Source organism: Pseudoalteromonas sp. MBR-15, from assembly GCF_053628915.1.
This window is the reverse complement of sequence record NZ_JBRJHH010000006.1, coordinates 148,390-167,661: the sequence shown is the minus strand read 5'-3', so window position 1 is coordinate 167,661 and position 19,272 is coordinate 148,390. Positions and strand designations below refer to the sequence as shown.

The 19,272-nt window shown below is 40.2% G+C and carries 17 protein-coding genes; 7 read left to right on the top strand and 10 right to left on the bottom strand.

Annotated features, from left to right (window positions below):
* Nucleotides 1–144: 144 nt before the first annotated feature.
* Nucleotides 145–1,908 carry a TniQ family protein gene (locus ACSSVW_RS10275; protein WP_454179252.1) on the top strand — a complete coding sequence of 588 codons (1,764 nt, stop codon included), beginning with the start codon at nt 145–147 and terminating at the stop codon, nt 1,906–1,908.
* Here the strand turns inward: ACSSVW_RS10275 and ACSSVW_RS10270 are convergent.
* The 9 genes from ACSSVW_RS10270 to ACSSVW_RS10230 form a co-directional block, all read right to left on the bottom strand.
* Complete coding sequence (locus ACSSVW_RS10270; RefSeq protein WP_454179251.1) at nt 1,900–2,931, bottom strand: TniQ family protein; 1,032 nt, start codon at nt 2,929–2,931, stop codon at nt 1,900–1,902. The two genes, ACSSVW_RS10275 and ACSSVW_RS10270, sit on opposite strands and share 9 nt — an antisense overlap.
* An 11-nt stretch (nt 2,932–2,942) precedes the next feature.
* Complete coding sequence (locus ACSSVW_RS10265; protein ID WP_454179250.1) at nt 2,943–3,977, bottom strand: TniB family NTP-binding protein; 1,035 nt, start codon at nt 3,975–3,977, stop codon at nt 2,943–2,945.
* Nucleotides 3,961–5,940 (bottom strand): hypothetical protein, encoded by a 1,980-nt coding sequence (locus tag ACSSVW_RS10260; RefSeq protein WP_454179249.1) that lies wholly within the window; start codon nt 5,938–5,940, stop codon nt 3,961–3,963. The genes ACSSVW_RS10265 and ACSSVW_RS10260 overlap by 17 nt, the downstream gene beginning before the upstream one ends.
* Nucleotides 5,933–6,574 (bottom strand): TnsA endonuclease N-terminal domain-containing protein, encoded by a 642-nt coding sequence (locus ACSSVW_RS10255; RefSeq protein WP_454179248.1) that lies wholly within the window; start codon nt 6,572–6,574, stop codon nt 5,933–5,935. Before ACSSVW_RS10255 ends, ACSSVW_RS10260 begins: the two co-directional genes overlap by 8 nt.
* Before the next feature lie 121 nt (nt 6,575–6,695).
* Nucleotides 6,696–8,585 (bottom strand): DNA topoisomerase IV subunit B, encoded by a 1,890-nt coding sequence (gene parE, locus ACSSVW_RS10250; RefSeq protein ID WP_036966132.1) that lies wholly within the window; start codon nt 8,583–8,585, stop codon nt 6,696–6,698.
* Nucleotides 8,586–8,618: 33 nt separating this feature from the next.
* Nucleotides 8,619–9,179 carry a YqiA/YcfP family alpha/beta fold hydrolase gene (locus ACSSVW_RS10245; RefSeq protein ID WP_036966129.1) on the bottom strand — a complete coding sequence of 187 codons (561 nt, stop codon included), beginning with the start codon at nt 9,177–9,179 and terminating at the stop codon, nt 8,619–8,621.
* Entirely contained in the window at nt 9,164–9,946 is a 783-nt protein-coding gene (locus ACSSVW_RS10240) for a metallophosphoesterase (protein ID WP_454179247.1), read from the bottom strand. The genes ACSSVW_RS10245 and ACSSVW_RS10240 overlap by 16 nt, the downstream gene beginning before the upstream one ends.
* A complete protein-coding gene (locus tag ACSSVW_RS10235; RefSeq protein ID WP_036966122.1) occupies nt 9,933–10,391 on the bottom strand; it encodes a DUF1249 domain-containing protein in 459 nt (152 codons plus the stop codon). Before ACSSVW_RS10235 ends, ACSSVW_RS10240 begins: the two co-directional genes overlap by 14 nt.
* A 15-nt stretch (nt 10,392–10,406) precedes the next feature.
* On the bottom strand, nt 10,407–11,039 hold the full coding sequence (locus ACSSVW_RS10230; RefSeq protein WP_454179246.1) for an NUDIX domain-containing protein: 633 nt from the start codon (nt 11,037–11,039) through the stop codon (nt 10,407–10,409).
* A 151-nt stretch (nt 11,040–11,190) separates the two neighbouring features.
* On the opposite strand from ACSSVW_RS10230, the gene tolC reads away from it, so the two are divergent.
* The 3 genes from tolC to ACSSVW_RS10215 all read left to right on the top strand — a co-directional run bounded on the left by tolC (nt 11,191) and on the right by ACSSVW_RS10215 (nt 14,200).
* The gene (gene tolC / locus ACSSVW_RS10225; protein ID WP_036966116.1) at nt 11,191–12,531 is read left to right on the top strand and encodes an outer membrane channel protein TolC; all 1,341 of its coding nucleotides are present in this window, start codon (nt 11,191–11,193) and stop codon (nt 12,529–12,531) included.
* A gap of 107 nt (nt 12,532–12,638) precedes the next feature.
* Nucleotides 12,639–13,565: an LpxL/LpxP family Kdo(2)-lipid IV(A) lauroyl/palmitoleoyl acyltransferase gene (gene lpxL / locus ACSSVW_RS10220; protein WP_180311072.1), complete on the top strand. Its 927-nt coding sequence runs from the start codon at nt 12,639–12,641 to the stop codon at nt 13,563–13,565.
* Nucleotides 13,566–13,624: 59 nt separating this feature from the next.
* A complete protein-coding gene (locus ACSSVW_RS10215) occupies nt 13,625–14,200 on the top strand; it encodes a TcpQ domain-containing protein (protein ID WP_180311073.1) in 576 nt (191 codons plus the stop codon).
* Here ACSSVW_RS10215 and glnE read toward each other — a convergent pair.
* Nucleotides 14,189–16,981, bottom strand: coding sequence for a bifunctional [glutamate--ammonia ligase]-adenylyl-L-tyrosine phosphorylase/[glutamate--ammonia-ligase] adenylyltransferase (gene glnE / locus ACSSVW_RS10210; protein ID WP_454179245.1), 2,793 nt, complete (start codon nt 16,979–16,981; stop codon nt 14,189–14,191). The genes ACSSVW_RS10215 and glnE overlap by 12 nt on opposite strands.
* A gap of 73 nt (nt 16,982–17,054) precedes the next feature.
* Here glnE and ACSSVW_RS10205 point away from each other — a divergent pair, with 73 nt between their 5' ends.
* Genes ACSSVW_RS10205 through rsmE form a run of 3 tightly spaced genes read left to right on the top strand, consistent with a single transcriptional unit; the run spans nt 17,055 to nt 19,235 of the window.
* Nucleotides 17,055–17,948: a DUF350 domain-containing protein gene (locus tag ACSSVW_RS10205; protein ID WP_199524737.1), complete on the top strand. Its 894-nt coding sequence runs from the start codon at nt 17,055–17,057 to the stop codon at nt 17,946–17,948.
* Nucleotides 17,949–17,976: 28 nt separating this feature from the next.
* The gene (locus tag ACSSVW_RS10200; protein WP_036966101.1) at nt 17,977–18,441 is read left to right on the top strand and encodes a hypothetical protein; all 465 of its coding nucleotides are present in this window, start codon (nt 17,977–17,979) and stop codon (nt 18,439–18,441) included.
* 59 nt (nt 18,442–18,500) lie between these two features.
* Entirely contained in the window at nt 18,501–19,235 is a 735-nt protein-coding gene (gene rsmE, locus ACSSVW_RS10195; RefSeq protein WP_454179244.1) for a 16S rRNA (uracil(1498)-N(3))-methyltransferase, read from the top strand.
* Nucleotides 19,236–19,272: the final 37 nt, after the last annotated feature.

Here is a 19,272-nt window from a genome sequence, read left to right as displayed (position 1 = left end):
ATGTTTATTAATTATCACATTAGTACCAAACCAAACAACTTGCAATCAAAATAGTAATATCATTTAGATATTATCATTTTGATTTGATCTATCATAATTTACTGCTTAACTGAAAAGTAACTTCATTAAAACAAGCTCAACACCATGTTACTTATTCGTCCATATACTAAAGCCACTGACACCTTGCCCAGTTATCTACTCCGCTTAACAGCGGCAAACTATTATCAAAACTCGATGCAACTATTGCGTGATGAGCATTACTTGTTAACCAACAACAGGCTGCCGGGTAAAAAAATTTTCTTTGGTGATTTTAATCTTGATCGAGTTGCAATGCTTGCAAATATTAATGCTGCCCAACTCAGTGAATTAAGCTTCAAGCATACTTTTAGCACTCGCTGTATGGCGTTTGGACAAGAGTTTTTGACCAAAGCAATTAACTTTTCTTATGTGCGTTTATGTCCTTTTTGCTATCAGGAACAGCAATCGATTCCGTTCGCTAACAGCTTGCTTGCTAAAACTTACTGCACAGAGCACAGTTGCTTGCTTCTATCTACTCACCCAGAGACAAAACGCAGACTCAATTGGGCCACTCACTTTCTTTGGCGTGATGCTCCTGATTGGAAACCGCAAGAATCGATGAACAGCATTTGCGAAGCTGAGCTAGCAATAAATGAACAATTAGAAATGGTAACAAGAAATAACCTAGTAATAGCGGACCAAGTTTTAAATCTTGCTGAGTACTGTGATTTGTTAGAGTTTTTTGCTAGGTTTCATCAGCTAGCTCATACTTCAAGCTGCAATTCAAAATATGATTTCAATACTTGCCGACATTATTACGCTCCTGCTCACTATTACTTAGCGGAATGGCCTGAGCGCTATTTTGAGTTACTAGAGCACTTTGAAACTCATCCAATGGCTTCTTCTCGCTTAACTGGAGTGCGTAAGTGCTTTAGAGATCTCTATGATGATCTTTACAGTCCTGAAAATCAAAACTCAGGCGCTTATAAATTGCTTAAATCAAGGTTTGAGCAGTATCTGAAAGATCATTATTCGACTGGTTTGTTGATGTCATCACTATCAATTGTTAGCGACGAAGTAAAAGCTGAGTCTAGCTACATGAGCAAAGAACAAATATCTAAGATATTAAACTGCCGCGTATCGCGAGTTAACCTGTATGTCCGTGAAGGGCTGTTATTAGTGAGTAAAACACTAGTCAATGGCACCGATTTATTTCAACGAAAGGAAGTGTTGAAGCTTAAGACACAATTAAACGAATGCTTATCTCTAGAGCAATGTGCAAGATCACTATGCATAAGCACATATCACCTGAGACAACTACTGCGCTCTGGTGTTATTAAGCCATTGCTTATACCAAGTAAAAACAACCGTGATTGGCTGGTACAGATAACGCTAATTAAAAAAGTTATTAACAAGCTTAAAAGTCGTGCTGATAACAAAAATGATAATACTAAAAATAAGTCAGCAGTTAAGCGGTTTACATTCGCTAAATTCAACTTAGCTAACTTAATCTCAGAAATGCTTAACGGTAAAATTAAGTTTAACTTTGACCTAGATAAACACAACCCTTTATCGCTTAAGCAATTTACACCACATTTTGAGATTGCGGATGACAAAATAGAAGAATACATATCTCCAGCAGAAGCAGTACAACAGCTTGGTGTTAATAAAAATGCTATCTATGACTTCATAAAATTGGGCTATTTAAATTGCGATAAAATTCAAGTTAAGCGCACACCGCGCCCGATTAAAATGATACCTAAAAAGTCGATAGATAATTTTAAATCTAAGTATCGGCTATCAAGCCAACTTAAAAAATCTAGTGGGAAGTTAACGCTTGTATCTGGTCCTAGAGTTGATGGATGTTGCGTAAACCTTTATTCAGCTTAGATTGCCCTTGAAATCAATCACTATAGTTTTTGCCATATTCAATGGAACACTCTGGTTAAATACAAGGCTCGGATATTTATCGATGATAAAATTCTTAAACATCTTTGATTCAAACCCAAATAAATTATTCAGCCATGTTACGCCTACTCTCTGATCTTCAGTAAATTCACTTGTAAAAACAAAGGTTCTGATTGCAGACGTCATCATAGGAAATTTCTCATTACCAATATAACTCTTAAATTTAACTAACACCTTTCCTAAGTCATATAGTTTTTCTTCCAGAGCTAAATTAACGTAACGCCCGATAGCTGAGACTAATTTATTCTCATTTTCTACTAGCTCGGCAACCTGTATTTGGTGATGATACTTTTCTTCTATTGAATAAGCCTGTTTTTTTTTCCATAAAGCCTGACCATCTTGATAGATAAATGAGGAACAAGCTTCAAGTTTAGTGTAAATAATCAATAGCTTATTAATTAAATCAACCGATGTATCAAATATTTGATTTTGAGCTGCTCGTGCTAACTCAAGAGAAAAGCTGTCAGGTGCTACAACTTCAGTCTCAAACGTTGTAACTTCTTTAGCACATGAACCGCATTTACCTTGAAGAATCGTATTTTCGGTTATGGCGGAATTGCATTTGGAGCATTTATCAACTAAAAGAGTGTCGTGTTTGGTGCAGACTAAATAGTATCTTAGTGCCCAAAGAGATAGGATTTTACCCTTATTTTCTGCGAAACAAAGTGGGCATATCTTTATCGACTTGTAATCAAAGTGTCGCTTGTCTTTATTATAAAATTGCCATTGGTCAAATAAATTAAAAACATTATCCATTCCAGTAACTGAATGTAAGTATGATGTCAGTAACTCTCGACTTTTAGCATCTCTTTGCCTAAGTGATATGCTTTGCTGAGAAAGGTGTTGCGACCAATGTTCAAATTGATAATGGTTGAACTTCGCGAGTCTTATGACATAACTTTGTAATGTTTCTTGTTCATCTGGATAAGGACGAATTAACATCATAGCAATCTATCCTAACGAAAAACTTTGGATAAATCGGCTTCATCTGACAGGGTGAAATAGACTCTAGTTTTTTTTCTGTCCTTAAAAAAGGTGTCCTCTTCCTCAGTTAAAAAGTGCTTCACTTGCAGAGTATCAATAGCGATATTATTTGATAAAGGGTTATACTCTTCAGGTACACCTAGGTGCTTCCTTGCTGCCGCTAATAACCTATGCACACCAAGACTATTTTCATTTGAAAAAATTGCCTTACGAGCAGCAGGCTTTATAACTTTTTTCATCAGTTTGGATAAATTCCCACCAGTTAAAGTCATTAACCGCAAAGCAAATTGAGGGTCATCTAAGTTAGCTTTATTATCAAAAGGAAGCTGTTCATCAATTTGTCGTAGTAATTCTAACCATTCGGCAAAGCTTTCTTCTTCACGGCCAAACGTATCAATATGATGTATATTATCAAAGCGATTATACAGTTCACTGCTTCTTTTAATGATATCCAGACACCAAGGCATACCAAAAAGCACCACTGGTATTTTGCTTTGGTTGATAAGATTTTTTATCCAATCTGCCGCGCCAGCTTTTTGATTATCATTGGAGACAGAGAACGCATGTTGAAATTCATCAATGAATATACACTGAGTTTTTAAGTCTTTTATAAGCCCTACATATCGATCTCCAAGTACAGAGCGAATACCTTTTTCGCCTTTTAAAGGATCTCCTATATCTCGCAACATTTTACCGGGGGCCGCTCTAGGGTTTTTGTCGTCAGTTAAAGTAGTCGATACAATTGGAATAATATCTTGTTCTTTTTCATCATCTCTATGCACAGTTTGAGGGTATTTACTTTTAAAATGCTCCATCAATGACGTTTTGCCAACACCACTTAGCCCCAGTATTAATGTGCTAATTGGTTGACTAACATAGTTAGATGCTTTTCCAACCAATATAGCTTCTTCAATATCTTCAATAATTTCATTTAATTGTTGGGTTTTGGCAAAAATTGTTTCTAATTGAGCAATTTTTTCTTCGATAATTTTATTTTCTGCCATCATTTTTATCCTTGAAGGCTGCAAGAAACTCTGAGTTTGATATTGGAGGGGTAATGTCCCCCTTAGGTGTACTTATCTTAGAAGGTCTGGATTTTTCGCTACTACCGTTAACTAGTGTATTCTCACCCACCTTATTCTGCCCCAGATCATTGAATCTAGCAGCCGCTTTGCTATGCGCTAATTTTTTCTTTCGACTAGACAAAACTGAATTATTAAAAATTTCTCTAATTTTTTGTCTAGCTAATGCTAGTGAAACTTCATCCGTTGATTCTTTTGCCATTTTATCCCTATATCTACGACAAATGTTATTTTGAAAGTAAGTTAACCCTTTGGTGTATTCTTGGTCTACCGCTTCAACTGGATAAAACTTTTCATCAGCGGGGTTCAAAACGTGAATGAAAGATAAGCCTTCTCTGTTCCTTTTACAGGTTAATGTTTGATTTCCATATTGTTTGCGAAGAGCTAATAAGAAACCGTTGTCATACTTTATGGTATCCCAGACGATTCCATCCTCCTGATTTTTTCTAGTTTTATTCTCAGATAAAGCTAAATCTAATTTTTTAGGAGAAATTGGTTCTATATCGACATATTTTTCTTCTAATTTCCACACTGCATAAGGTACAACCTTGTCTTTACCATGCGGTGAACGCATATATACATCCACTACCCAAACATAAAATGCCTCTAAAAAATCAGATAGTGAAATGACTGCATTTTTCTCAGGGTCATATTCATTTGAAACAAATAAATTTGAAAACACTTTTCCCGGTTTATTATCCAAAAACTTTTTATTTAACGTATAGAAAAAGCTTTCTACTTGACCTTTATACCAAGGCATCCCGGCTGGGTTTCCTCTACCTGTAATATTAAGATCATATAGCGCATCTTCTAATAAATCGCTGTCAAATTCTTTTCCTCTATCATATGCGATCTCAATAAATGCACCTCTACAGGGCCAATCTCCCTCTACAGATGAAAACTGTTTGAGAAAAGCTGACTTATCTGAAATAGCATGTTTCATTGCTCTAGCCACGCTCACAAAGCTTGGCGACTCAAAGCCAATATAACAGCCTAAAATACATTCAGATTTCTTGTCCAACACTGCGGAAACATATGGGCGACCTAACGGTAGAGCAGTAACGTCATCAACAACAAAGCAATCTCCTGTTGTATGATCTATTTCTGCTCGATCTAGGATATAGAGGGCTTCATCAGGTTTACGAGAAACCCTGTTCTTTTTAGATGCTTCCGACTTACCAACATATGCCTCCAATAGAGATGCAGGTGCTATCTTTTTGGCTCTTAATATAAAACTTTGATAACTAAAAGAGGGTAATCGCTCACCTTCTCTCTCTCCATCATCGATCTCTTTGTTGTGAAGGATAATTTGATCACTCAAATATTCATGTGCTGTTATGAAAGTTGGCCTTGTTTTGTTTTTATACTCTTCAAGTGCTTCAACGATTAATTCTTCAATTTTGTTGGGCTTACGAGGTTTACGATTTCCTTTCTTCTTTGTTTGGGGTATCAGACCCCTTATCCCATAAACATCATGTTGGTCTACCCACCTTTTTAATGTGCGCCAACTAATAATTTCATGACCTATTTCCATAGCTACATCAGCAATTAGATCTCTTATAGGCTTTTTATTAGAACAACCTTTAATGCCACTTTCTTGAAATGCTCTTACAAATTTAAACCTGTCACGAGCTATTTTTTTATCTTCCTCTGAATAACTGTGAAAATCTTTGGCGTTTTCAGAATGCAAGTCATTGTATCTAGGATCTGAAGAAACAACCTCCGCCCTTCCTAAAAAAAGAAGATCATTCAAATCACGTTTCGAATACTTTAGTTTGGCATTCGTGAACGTATCTTCTAGAAAAACGAAGTTTTGCTTGTTGATATTCGTAATTTGATATTGATGGTCATCCTTGATTATAAAATCACCTACGTTATAACTAGCCATTAGAGTTACTCCACAAAATCATCTCAGGCCCAAATGGTTCATCAAAGTCAGCTTCTAACACTTTGAAAAAAATTAATTGATAAATTTCTCCAATGCTGAGGTCGGCTTCATTTATTAAGTCTTGGGCTGACATGCTTTCAAAATGGTGAAAAGCTTCCTTTACCTCAATAATTAATGAAGGTTCTGGTTGCTCTCGTCTTTTTGCAGCGTAAACACGTTTCAAGTTTGATAGCCGAGGTTGTTGTCTTATAAATAAGTCATCTACAAGAATTAGCTCAATTCCAACATTTTGAGGAGGCCACTGTTTCGCTTCAAACTCTATACTGAAGTCATCAGCTAAATACTTTCTTTCCTTTATTTCGTAATAAACTATGGCTATACCACTATCTGTCTTCACCTGTACTTTGAAGTCTGGGGTGTAGCTGTGTCTACCATCTTCCATGTAATAGTAATAACCCAATGGTTGACACTGGTATTCAATAACATCGTCATCAAACTCTAAATAGTAACAAAAATCCTTTTCAAGAGTGCCCTCAGTAAGAACCACAGGTACATCACCTTTTATTGAAGGAAATTTACAAATAGTTTTCTTCTTGAGCTTATTGAGATCTCTTCTTTTTGAAATGTGTTGCATAAAGCTGATTGATGAATTGAGTTAATAGAAGATCTATAGGTGAGAAAAAAGTTGTTGTCAACATATGCTTTATTTTGACAACAACTTTTATAATTTTGACAGCTTTTGATTTAACTCATATTTAAACTTGTGCACGATTACCGTGATCTTCTAGCCACTGACGACGGTCTGAAGAACGCTTTTTAGCAAGCAACATATCCATCATTTCCATGGTTTGCTCTTCCTCATCAAGTGTTAGCTGCACTAAGCGACGTGTATTAGGATCCATGGTGGTTTCGCGTAATTGCAGCGGATTCATCTCACCAAGACCTTTGAAGCGTTGTACATTAACTTTACCGCGTTTTTTCTCTGCTTCTATACGGGCTAAAATGCCATTTTTTTCGTCTTCATCAAGGGCGTAATACACATCCTTACCAATGTCGATTCGAAATAAAGGGGGCATTGCCACGTACACATGGCCTTTTTTGATAAGCGCAGGAAAGTGACGCACAAACAATGCACACAACAAGGTGGCTATGTGTAATCCATCCGAGTCAGCATCCGCTAAGATACAGATTTTATTGTAGCGCAGACCTGATAGGTCACTTGAATCAGGGTCAATGCCGAGTGCCACCGAAATATCGTGCACTTCTTGCGATGCCAAAATTTGCCCAGACTCAACTTCCCACGTATTTAAGATTTTACCTCGCAGCGGCATAATCGCTTGGAACTCGCGATCACGTGCTTGTTTAGCCGAACCACCCGCCGAGTCACCCTCAACTAAAAACAGTTCAGTGCGGTCATTATCTTGCGCGCTGCAATCGGTTAACTTACCAGGTAATGCAGGGCCAGAGGTAATGCGTTTACGCACTACTTTTTTGGCTGCACGTAAACGACGTTGCGCATTAGAGATACATAAATCGGCAAGTAACTCGGCAGTTTCGGTATGCTCGTTTAACCATAAACTAAATGAGTCTTTCACCACACCAGACACAAATGCAGCACATGAACGCGAAGACAGCTTTTCTTTTGTTTGACCTGCAAATTGCGGGTCTTGCATTTTAACTGACAGCACATAACTACAACGCTCCCAAATATCATCTGGGGTCAGTTTTACACCACGTGGCAGTAAGTTTCTAAACTCACAAAACTCACGCATCGCCTCTAAAAGCCCTTGGCGCAAGCCGTTTACATGGGTTCCGCCCTGTGCGGTTGGAATTAAGTTTACATAGCTCTCGGCAATCGATTCACCACCATCAGGTAACCACACAACTGCCCAATCAGCGCCTTCTGTTGAGCTGGCAAACTCACCTATAAACGGCTCTTTAGGCAAGACATCAAAGCCTTTTACAGCCTCATTTAAATAGTCTTTTAGGCCTGTTTCATAGTACCACTCGAGTGTTTCTTTAGTTTGCTTATTGGTAAACTTGATGCGCAAACCTGGGCATAATACGGCTTTGGCTTTTAATAAGTGATTAAGCTTGGTGATCGAAAAGTTCGCTGAGTCAAAATAGCTGGCATCAGGCCAAAAACGAACCGTTGTACCGGTGTTACGCTTACCAACCGTGCCAATAACGTTTAAGTCTTCGACTTTATCGCCGTGTTCAAAGGCCATTCTAAATTGCTGCGCATCGCGGCGAACAGTCACTTCAACACGAGTAGATAGCGCATTCACAACCGAAATACCTACGCCGTGCAAACCACCTGAGAATTGATAGTTCTTATTTGAGAACTTACCACCTGCATGTAGCTTGGTAAAAATAAGCTCTACCCCGGGAATTCCTTCTTCAGGGTGAATATCGATTGGCATCCCTCGGCCATCATCAATGACTTCTAATGAGTTATCTTCATGAAGAATGACATCTATTTTTGTTGCATGGCCTGCCATTGCTTCATCGACACTGTTATCGATAACCTCTTGGCCTAAATGATTAGGACGCACCGTGTCGGTATACATACCAGGGCGGCGTTTAACAGGTTCTAACCCGTTTAAGACTTCAATTGCTTCGGCGTTGTAATTTTGCTGACTCATAGTTTTTATATCTTTTATGCGCTTAGCTATGTTTTACGTGATTTTAAGAAAATCTACAATACTTGCAAAGGTTTGTTCGAAGCCGATAAAACTATGATCGCCTCCAAATTCAACGCGTTGCTTACATTGAGAATAATATTTAACCGCCTCTTGATAAGGCAGTACTTCGTCGCCTGTTTGCTGTAACAAATAGAGTAATGACGGCGTTTTTATTTGCGCTAAATACAAGCTGCGCAATGCATCCATATGCCGCTTATCAAGCTCATAATGAACATTTTGATACGGGTTATAGTTTGGCCCCAAGAGATTATCAAGCAGCTCAAAAGGACGAACCGCGGGATTAATGACAACAGCAGGGAGGCCATAACGCTGCGACAAATACGTCGCATAAAACCCACCAAGCGAACTGCCTAACAACACGGTATCTGCCGTGATGAGCTGCTCTAGCTGTAGCATGGCATGCAATGGCTCATGGGTTAAACGAGGCACTTGATAGTCAACATCAAATTGCGCCATATGCTCACCAAAACGCACCGCTTTATAAGACTTTTCAGAGCTGTTAAAGCCATGAATATAAATTACCCTTTTAGCCATACTACATCCGTTGTTAACTGCACGCTATGCGTATCATCAAAGTTTAGGGTAATTAAACGAAAAGCAGGCCCTAAATCCTCTTGCTGCCACTGTGTAGTTTGCTTGGTAAACTGGATGGAGCTTGCGGGTGTTGCGTATATATTCAAGCCGCGAAATGCATACTTATAATCATGATGAACGTGACCATGAAACAACGCGATGCAGTGATGAGTGTTCACCAACGCATTTAACAATTGCGGGCCATTTTCAAGGAGGTGTTTATCGAGATAACCGTTTATAGGTAATGGGTTATGATGACAAAACACCACACTAGGTGTGTCATCCACTCCCTTACTAAGCTCCTCTAAATGCGCCTGCTTTACCCACCCCGCAGGTGTTGCACCTTTCGAGTTAGCCAACAATAATTGCCCACCCTGAAAAGTAATTCGCTTATGGCTTAAAATGTGAGAACCCGCAATCGCGTGGTATTCCTGTAACTCATCGTGATTACCCGGCAACCAAAATACGGGACACAACAACGGTGAATCCGCAATTAGTTTAGCGAATAACTGGTATGAATCGCTGCTATGATCTTGCGTTAAGTCACCACCAAATACAACGCAGTCGACTTGATGTTCTGCAATTGCGGCTAAACAACGTGCAAAATACTCTGCGGTATTAACCCCAAAGTACTCGCCACTTTGATCTTTAAATAAGTGACAATCTGTAATATGGGCAACCGTTAACTGCGATTTTTCAAAATGGTAAGCGTCGCTAAACCAAGCCATTGTTAACATCCCAATTTAATACTGCGCGACCATTTTCAACACAAGCCACTAACCAGTCATATAAAAAAGCATTCAGCTGATATTTCTCGTCTTTTTGATGCATATTTGGATTAGGATAAGCATACGAAGGTTTAATGCGCTGATGAAAATCATGATGAATTATTTCGGCGACTTTCGCATCATGGTACATACGAACGGTTAAATACAGCGGTTTAACCGAATGTACGTGTCCCGCTTCCTGACTAATCGAGATATCCATGGTGTACTTTGCTGTATTGTCAATTTTGACCACAAAGGTACTACTTCCCAACTGAACTTTGCGTTCTTGGTCAACTTGACGCTCCTGAGGAAGTAACTTTAATGCACGCACATAATTGTGCTCACACAAAGTTAAGTACTTAGGTAAGCTCTGAATGTAACGTTGTTCAGCCGTGACGTACGTCAAAATGCCCCCTACTTGTTAGTCGTTTTGCAAATCAGACATTATACGTTGCCTGTTCAGTGCTAACCATTGTAGCGAAATAACCGTTGCAGCATTGTCTATTTCACCTTGCTCCAATCGCAGCATGGCTTCATCATATGACATTATATGTGTTTTGATGTCTTCATCTTCGTTATCAAGACCAAAAATACCACCTTGGTATTGAGATAGGTCAGTATAGGCTAAATACAAGAACAAACGCTCTGTTGTTCCACCCGGACTTGAAAGATACGACATCATGAATTCAAGTTTATCAAGCTCAATCCCCGCCTCTTCAAACGCTTCGCGTTTGGCGACTTCTTCATAGTCAGTACTGCCATCAGCCATACCCGCTATGCATTCAAGTAACCAAGGAGAGTGTTTTGAGGCCAATGCCCCAATGCGTATTTGCTCAATTAACAGCACCTGATCAGTCACCGGATCATAAGGAAGTACGGCAACCGCATGGCCTCGTTCTAATATTTCACGCTTTACTTCGACAGACTGTCCACCGGCAAACAGTGCATGACGAAAGCAATATAAATTGATCTTAAAAAAACCATCATAAACACGTTCAATAGGCTTTAACTCTATGTCGTCATGGCTAAATTGTGAGATTGCGGTTATTTTCATTCTCTATTTCCTATACATTATGCGTAAAAAATACGGCCAATTATATTCTGTTACACTTGGACATGCAGATTTACGTATTTTTTTTTTGGTTATTCATTAAAAAAGAGTACCATGGTGACAGTACGAAAATTGTCTAAGGACTGAACGAACAATGAAAAAAACACTACTCGCTGCGCTTATCGGTTTTTCAAGCGCATTGACTGCAACAGCAAGTTACGCTGAAGACCTACTTCAAGTTTACGAGATTGCAACAGCAAACGATCCTACCGTACTTAAAGCAAAAGCCCAAGCAGATGCGCAAGCTTATGAGAGCGATCGCGCGTTAAGTGCACTATTACCGCAAATTGGTCTTAGCCTTGGCTATGAATCAACAGATTCAACATTATACGAAGGCACTGATGCGACAGGTTATGCTGAGTTTAGTCGCGATACAGATGTATTCAGCCGTGGCATCAGCTTAAGCCAAACATTATTTGATTTAGGTGCTTGGAATACCCTAGGTATTGCTGATAAACAGGCTTTACAAGCATCTGCACAATACGACTTTGCAAAACAAGATCTTATCGTGCGTGTGGCTGAAGGCTATTTCAATGTATTGAGCGCGATTGATAACTTAGAGTTTGTGCAAGCTGAGAAACGTGCCATTGAGCGCCAACTTCAACAAACAAAAGAGCGCTATGCAGTGGGTTTAACCGCGATAACTGACGTTCATGAAGCTCAAGCTCAGTTTGATAACTCAGTCGCAAAAGAAATTGTTGCTAAGAACAGTGTCGAAACAGCGCGTGAGCAACTTCGTGAAATTACGGGTAAATATCATGCTAAATTAGACATGTTGAACACGGACACTTTTTCAACGGTTGCACCTAGTAAACAGTCAACTGATTACATAAAAATCGCTGAAGAGAAAAACTTAAATCTGCAAGTGTCAAAAGTGACTGTCGATATTGCAAAAGATCAAATCGACTTAGCAAAAGCAGGGCACTACCCTAAACTGACACTCAACGCATCGTACAGTGACGGCCTAGAAGATTTAAATAAAAACTCACATGAGCCACGCACAGATACGGCCAGAGTGGGCGTTAATTTCAGTGTACCAATTTACTCTGGTGGAGCAACCGTAGCTGCGACAGATCAAGCGCGTGCATTCTACGTTGCAGCAAGCGAAGATTTAGAAGCAAGTTTACGTGCAGTTACACGTTCTGTTATTACGTCTTATAACCAAGTGGTTTCAGATATCGCTACATACAAAGCACTTCAACAAGCGGTTGTGTCAGCCGAAAGTGCATTAAAAGCGACTGAAGCAGGTTTTGAAGTTGGTACACGTACCATTGTTGACGTACTGATCAGCACGCAAAATCTTTATAACGCGAAAAGTAACCTTGCCAACGTACGTTACCGTTATGTTGTTTCTACATTACGCTTGAAGCAAGCTGCGGGTACATTAACAGGTGAAGACCTCGTCGCGATTAATCAAGGATTAAAAGAAATCTAAGTATTTCTTATCATTCTTGACGATTCTATAAGCCAGCTATTGCTGGCTTTTTGTATTTTTAAACACTTACAGTTAAACTAGCTTTTTTATTTTTAGAGATAATTTTTGTGGTTAGTTCATCTCCCTTTAAAGCGTCTTTTTTAGGCCCTCGTTATTGGCTTACTTGGGTTGGCGTGTTTTTTCTGTATTTAATTTCTTGGTTACCACATAAATTCCAATTATTTCTCGGCAAACTCATCGGCCGTTTAGTGCATCGCTTTATGAAGCGCCGCCGCCATATTGCAGAAGTAAATATTCGGTTATGTTTTCCTAATATGCCTGAACACGAGCAACGTGAGTTAGTACTAAAAAACATGGAAAACACCGGCATAGCCATGATGGAAACAGGCATGGCTTGGTGGTGGCCAGAGTGGCGAATTAAAAAAGTGTTTGGTTCAGTAACAGGACTTGAACACTTTGAAAAAGCGCAGCAATCGGGTAAAGGAGTTTTGTTACTGGTTCCACATTTTTTGCATTTAGAAATGGCCAGTCGAATCATGGGAATAAAGCACCAAGGCATAGGCTTTTATCGCCCACACAATAACCCATTGATGGAATACTTCACCACCAACGGGCGGTTGCGTTCTAACGAATACCTAATTGGCAAACGCGATGTAAAAGGCTTACTACAAGCGCTTAAAAACAAAAAAGTATGCTATTACTTACCTGATCAAGATTATGGCCGTAACCGTTGTGAGTTTGCGCCCTTTTATGCTGTTCAAGATGCAGCAACAACCACGGGAACATTACTTTTTTCAAGCAGTAAATACTGTGAAACGGTGAGCTTGACCAGTCGCAGAGATGAGCAAGGGCGTTATCATTTAACGGTACTGCCGGCTCTTGAAAATTTTCCATCTGGCGATAACCTGACAGATGTGACGCGTGTTAACCAACGTATGGAACAGGCAATCGACTTAGCGCCCGAACAATACATGTGGTTACACCGTCGTTTTAAAACACGCCCTGACGAGAATGCCCCTTCTTATTATAAGTAGAGTGACAATTTTTAATTTGTATGGTTTTATTAAACGAGTAAACAACAAGAGAATTAGAAATGTGGTTTTGGGTTAAGCATTTATCATTAGCTGTAATTTTAATTGCTGCTGCGATTTATTTTTTATTTGGCAGCGGGCCAGTTCTTGATATCAAGGATACTCAGAATGCTGCAGCACAGGGACTATCCCGTTTTTACGCTGCCCTTAGAAATCAAGTGAACAGTAAAGACAACGAGCGTGATAAATACGTGCTCAAGTTGCCCGCACCTGAAACAAGCCTTGATATGGCGTTGTTTGAACGAGAAAAAGTCGTTGAGCCCTCTTCACCTAACTGGACGGGTGATGTGCAACCGCGTCGCTTTGAAAACGGCACAACCCTCAAGGATGTGTTGTCCGATTACGCACGTAACGAAGACATTGTGTTGTATTGGTATTTGAGCAAAGATTACGTTGTTAAAGATCACTTTCGTGTTGATAGTAATTTTGTCTCTGCCCTGTACCAAGTAGGCAGGGCAATTAACGACGACTTTGAAAACGAGGTGTATACATTTTTCTGCTTTAAGCAAAGAGCAGCGGTGATCACTGAACTGCCCTCTGCTTATGTACGTGAAAACTGCCGTCGTTTAAAAAGCTAATACTTGCTGCCACACCTGCTTTACAAGTGCTATGTGCTGAGTTAGCTCAGCACGAGGGGCACAACGGCCTTGCTGATTTAAACTCATCATATGATAACGCGAGCGATACTCAATGTATGCAGCGACTAAATCGCGCTGCATGTGTTCTGAAATACACCCAAAACGAGCGGCATCAGCCAAAATGCGCACATTATCAGACCAACATGTCAGCGCACGGTGCTGATGCGCATTTTTGAGCACAACATATTGAGTGATAAATTCGATATCGGTTATACCGCCTTGGTCTTGCTTTAAATCAAATAACTCTTCGGTCCCCTTGGCAAGATGGGCACGCATTTTTTCGCGCATTTCAACCACGTCTTTTTGTAATTTGTCTGCTTCACGCGCTTGGCACAATACATCTTGACGAATTTCTGCAAAACGTTCACTCAACGATGCCTGACCGTAGATCATACGCGAGCGTACAAGGGCTTGATGCTCCCATGTCCAGGCCTGCGTTTGCTGGTAGTGGTAGTAGCTTTCAAGATTAATTGCGAGTAACCCCGACGCCCCTTCAGGGCGCAGACGCGTATCCAGCTCATACAAAATGCCTGATGCTGTACGAGTATTAAATAAGTGCATTAATCGCTGAGCGAGTTTTAAATAAAATTGACGCGAATCAATCGACTTGTCGCCATCGGTGTAGCTACTGCCATCGTGGTTGTGAACAAACACTAAATCGAGATCAGAGTCGTAGCCCACTTCAAATCCCCCCGTTTTTCCATAAGCAATAACTGCAAATCCTTTTTCTTGCTCCGAGGTATTTGTTGGTCGGCCAAAACGCTCAACACAAGCATGCCATGCAATATTAACCGCTTGCTCTACAATCGCTTCTGCAAGCGCAGTTAAGTGATCGCTTACTTTCATGACATCAAGAACACCTGTGGCATCGGCCGCGGCAATCCGCAATTGATGAGTTTGCTTAAACTGGCGTAAAGCTTCCATTTGTAACTCAAGATCGCCATGCTCAATGCGTAGAAAATACTGCCTAATTTCATCTTTGTAAGCAGATAACGGCGTTGGTTTGTATAGCACCTGGGGATCAATTAATTCATCAAGCAAAATTGGATAACGGGAAATATGTTCGCCAATCCATTTACTATGACAGCACAGTGCAACCAATTGATTAAGTGCACCTGGGTTTTCATATAAAAGCTCTAGGTAAGCCGTTCGCGAGATAATTTTATTCAGCACTTGGCAAATCATGGTAAAGGCATCGCTACTCGCTTTCGTTACCGTAAGTTGCTTAAGCAATAGTGGCATGAGTTTATCGAGAATATCACGACCACGGGTGCCTATTTTGGCTTTTGTTAAGCGTGCTTTAAAATCATCAAGCGCAGTCTGCCAATCTAGATTAGGCTCGCACATCAAACTGACGTCGGTCATTTCCCATGCACTGATAAATTCACTTTCACATGGGTCTGCACTGTCACTTTCAAAGCCTATCACCTGCTCAAACTCACCGTGCACGTCGGCCATTATTTTATTAATAGCCACAAGACAGCTATCAAAATCGGGCTGCTTAAGTAAGTAGCATAAACGCTGCTGATTTTGCGCGTCATCTGGCAATGTTTGTGTTTGTTTGTCTGCGAAAATTTGTAAGTACTGTTCAATACGACGAAGCGCTAAGTAATTATGCTTAAGTAAATCAGCTTCTTTTTTCTCAATCACTTGATTATTAACAAGCTCTTGCAAAGCTAATAAGAGCGACTGAGTTTGCAAGTTAGCTTCGCGCCCGCCGCGAACCATTTGCAGTGCTTGCACCACAAATTCCACCTCACGAATTCCGCCTGCGCCAAGTTTTATGTTATTAGTTAAACGTTTTCGGCGTACTTCTTGTGCGATCATTTGTTTCATTTTTCGTAAAGATTCAATCACCGAAAAATCGATATAACGTCGGTATACGAAGGGCCTTAGTAGCTCATAAAACTCTTTCCAGTAACCATTTTCAGCGCCAATTAAACGCCCTTTAAGCATGGCGTAGCGCTCCCACTCACGCCCTTGTTCTTGGTAATAATCTTCAAGTGCTTGAAAGCTCATGACCAGAGGGCCACTTTCGCCAAATGGGCGCAGACGCATATCAACACGAAAAACTTGGCCATTAACGGTGGTTTGATTTAGCGCCATAATAAGCTTTTGGGCAACCTTTGTGTAAAAGACCTGTGCTTCGACAGAGCGACGTCCACCTTGGGTTGCGACATCTCGCGGGTATGAAAAAATCAAATCAATATCAGACGAATAATTAAGCTCTTTGCCCCCTAATTTCCCCATGCCAAGTACCATCATAGGAATGGCCTCTCCAGCACTGTTCAGCGGTGTGCCACTCACGTTTGCTACTTGTGCAAATGCCCACTGATTCGCACTGTCGATAAGTTGATCTGAAAGCTCGGAGATATAAGCAATGCTGTCATCAATCGGGTTTTGGCAACATAAGTCTAAATAGGCGACTTTTAGCCAATATTTTTCTCGGTATACACGCAATTTTGCCATTGCCGCCGCATCATCAAGGGTTGAGAGTTCATTGCTATTGAGGGGCGGTTCTGTGGTGCGATTAGCAAGTTCATTGGTATCTAACAACCACGCTTTTAATGTTGGTTGCGATTGTAAGCAGCTCCAGGCAAAGTCACTTAAAGACAATAAGTTAACAATACTTGGTTCAACATCTTGGCCTGGATACAAATCAGCAAAGCGTGTCTGACCTAGCTGCTGAAGCGCTTCTGGAAGCGGGTGTAAATTACTCATTAAATACTCTCTTTTAACTTACCTGTAACCGTACTAGAATGATTATCAAAGAATCTTTTTAGCAGGGATCTGCATGCAATATTTATCACTATCTAACACTAGTTTACTTGCGATTGCCATTAGTTTCGCTGTAATTTGCGTCACCATCGTGCTCCTACGCATCCTAACGCAAATCAAAGCAAAACAAGCGCTTAAGGAAGAACTAGCCCAGCATGATAACTTTGCAATGGGGATCAGCTTTGCCAGTGAAATCTTAGTAGTGATCGCGACTATCGCGTACATTTTTGATGAAATTAGTTTAAGTGCAGCCCAGTCTAACCCACTCAAGGTGGTTATTTTAATCGCGTTATTATTTGCCTTTATTAAAGTCGGCCACTTAATTCATCGCAAATGGATTCTACATCGCTTTAACGAAGAGGCCGCCATTCTTAAGCAAAACGTGTGTGCCGCGCTTGTTGACTCCGGTATGTTAATCGCAAACTGTATTATCAGTTTAGGACTTTACAACTGGTGCCATACTCAAGGATACAGTAGTTTATTAATCGCAACGGTCAGTTTCTTTGTATTACAAGGGATGTTTGCGCTGGACAGTAAAATTCGTGAATACCGCTTTGCTAAAGCAAATCAAGGTGCCTCATTACAAAGTAACTTTAATTTAGAAAACACCTCTATTGGTATTCGCTATGCGGGTAAGTCTATTGGCCTTGCATTGGCGGGTTACGCTGGTCTTGCCAGTGCTTCATTTATTAGTGGTAAGATGGTTGAAAACTTATTTACTTTAGTGTCTCACTGTGGTGCGATGTGGGTATTGTTATATGTGCTAAGCTACATAATTAAATATATTTCACTACCCAATATAGATACATCATTAGAAGTGGATCACCAAGATAACATAGGTATTGCATGCATAGAGTTTGCCGTTTTCGGCGCGATAGGCTATTTACTAATTAGTATGTTTTCAATTTGATACGGAAGTACGTACATCGTGAGGCACCATGCCATTTAAAGTAAACAATTACTTACTTGTTGATGTAGACAGTGACTTTAGTCGCGCATTTACGCAACATTACTTTGCCAACGCACAAGGGTCTACCCTTGTGGTAGCAGGTGCGAATAGCCGTCATATGGTCAAACTGATGTTTGAACAACTCATCAAAGATTATTGCTACTGTGATTTTAGTAATGAAATAAGTGTCTCTGAGCTTGCCAGCTATTTACATGAACACCATAACATTCAAGGTGTTTTAATTAATCAAACCGATTACCAATTAGCAGACGACGCGCAAAAATTTATTTATAACTCACTGCATAAAGTACGCTTTTTAGTAAACCAAGACGAGCAAGGCTTTGATTTCATTCCCTGCCCTGATCCCGCACATATTAACCACCTATCTTGCCAAACAGATATTGCCGAAACGCGCGCTGAAATCCTCACTTTAAGCGAAGATTTAAATAAATAATTGCACCTAAGCCGCTGCTTACTTACCATATCGCTAAATTATTTTATAAGTGACAGCCCATGCGAGTTCCTCATATTTATCAACCTTCTGTTATCACATTAGATAACCCCGTCACCCTTGATGAAGATGCTGCTGGCCATATTGGTCGCGTACTTCGTATGAAAGTCGGTGAGCAGGTGTCAATATTTAATGGTGAAGGTGGCGAATACCTCAGTGAAATCATTGAAGTAAGTAAAAAGAACGTCGTTGTACAACCACTCGAGTTTATTGATCATGACGTAGAGTCTCCACTTAAAATCCACCTAGGTCAGGGGGTTTCACGAGGTGACAAAATGGACTTTACTATTCAAAAATCAGTGGAGCTGGGGATCACTGAAATCACCCCTATTTTTAGTCAACGATGTGGTGTCAAACTCAGCGGTGAACGTTTAGCTAAAAAACACCAACAATGGCAAAAAATAGCCATCGCAGCTGCTGAGCAGTCTGGACGAAATTTTGTCCCTGTGGTGCACCCTCCAATTGATATCAAAGAGTGGTTAGAACAAAGCAGCGATGCCATAAAGTTAACCTTGCACCCACGTGCAAAGCACAGCATTAAGACCATTCAAGTTCCTTCGTCAGGCGTGCGGTTCTTAGTGGGCCCTGAAGGAGGATTTACCGATGAAGAGCTTGAGATTGCGAAACAACAAGCGTTCGTTGATATTCGTTTAGGCCCACGTGTACTGCGCACCGAAACCGCGGCATTAACGGTACTGAGTGCATTGCAATTACAGTTTGGTGATTTAGCGAATTGAAAATCGTAAAAACACCCATATATCAAGATCACTAACC

Bases quoted from the DNA above. Each gene is read 5' to 3' on its own strand.
- ACSSVW_RS10275 (WP_454179252.1), top strand. From the start codon at position 145: ATGTTACTTATTCGTCCATATACTAAAGCCACTGACACCTTGCCCAGT.
- ACSSVW_RS10270 (WP_454179251.1), bottom strand. From the start codon at position 2,931: ATGATGTTAATTCGTCCTTATCCAGATGAACAAGAAACATTACAAAGT.
- ACSSVW_RS10265 (WP_454179250.1), bottom strand. From the start codon at position 3,977: ATGATGGCAGAAAATAAAATTATCGAAGAAAAAATTGCTCAATTAGAA.
- ACSSVW_RS10260 (WP_454179249.1), bottom strand. From the start codon at position 5,940: ATGGCTAGTTATAACGTAGGTGATTTTATAATCAAGGATGACCATCAA.
- ACSSVW_RS10255 (WP_454179248.1), bottom strand. From the start codon at position 6,574: ATGCAACACATTTCAAAAAGAAGAGATCTCAATAAGCTCAAGAAGAAA.
- parE (WP_036966132.1), bottom strand. From the start codon at position 8,585: ATGAGTCAGCAAAATTACAACGCCGAAGCAATTGAAGTCTTAAACGGG.
- ACSSVW_RS10245 (WP_036966129.1), bottom strand. From the start codon at position 9,179: ATGGCTAAAAGGGTAATTTATATTCATGGCTTTAACAGCTCTGAAAAG.
- ACSSVW_RS10240 (WP_454179247.1), bottom strand. From the start codon at position 9,946: ATGGCTTGGTTTAGCGACGCTTACCATTTTGAAAAATCGCAGTTAACG.
- ACSSVW_RS10230 (WP_454179246.1), bottom strand. From the start codon at position 11,039: ATGAAAATAACCGCAATCTCACAATTTAGCCATGACGACATAGAGTTA.
- tolC (WP_036966116.1), top strand. From the start codon at position 11,191: ATGAAAAAAACACTACTCGCTGCGCTTATCGGTTTTTCAAGCGCATTG.
- ACSSVW_RS10215 (WP_180311073.1), top strand. From the start codon at position 13,625: ATGTGGTTTTGGGTTAAGCATTTATCATTAGCTGTAATTTTAATTGCT.
- glnE (WP_454179245.1), bottom strand. From the start codon at position 16,981: ATGAGTAATTTACACCCGCTTCCAGAAGCGCTTCAGCAGCTAGGTCAG.
- ACSSVW_RS10205 (WP_199524737.1), top strand. From the start codon at position 17,055: ATGCAATATTTATCACTATCTAACACTAGTTTACTTGCGATTGCCATT.
- ACSSVW_RS10200 (WP_036966101.1), top strand. From the start codon at position 17,977: ATGCCATTTAAAGTAAACAATTACTTACTTGTTGATGTAGACAGTGAC.
- rsmE (WP_454179244.1), top strand. From the start codon at position 18,501: ATGCGAGTTCCTCATATTTATCAACCTTCTGTTATCACATTAGATAAC.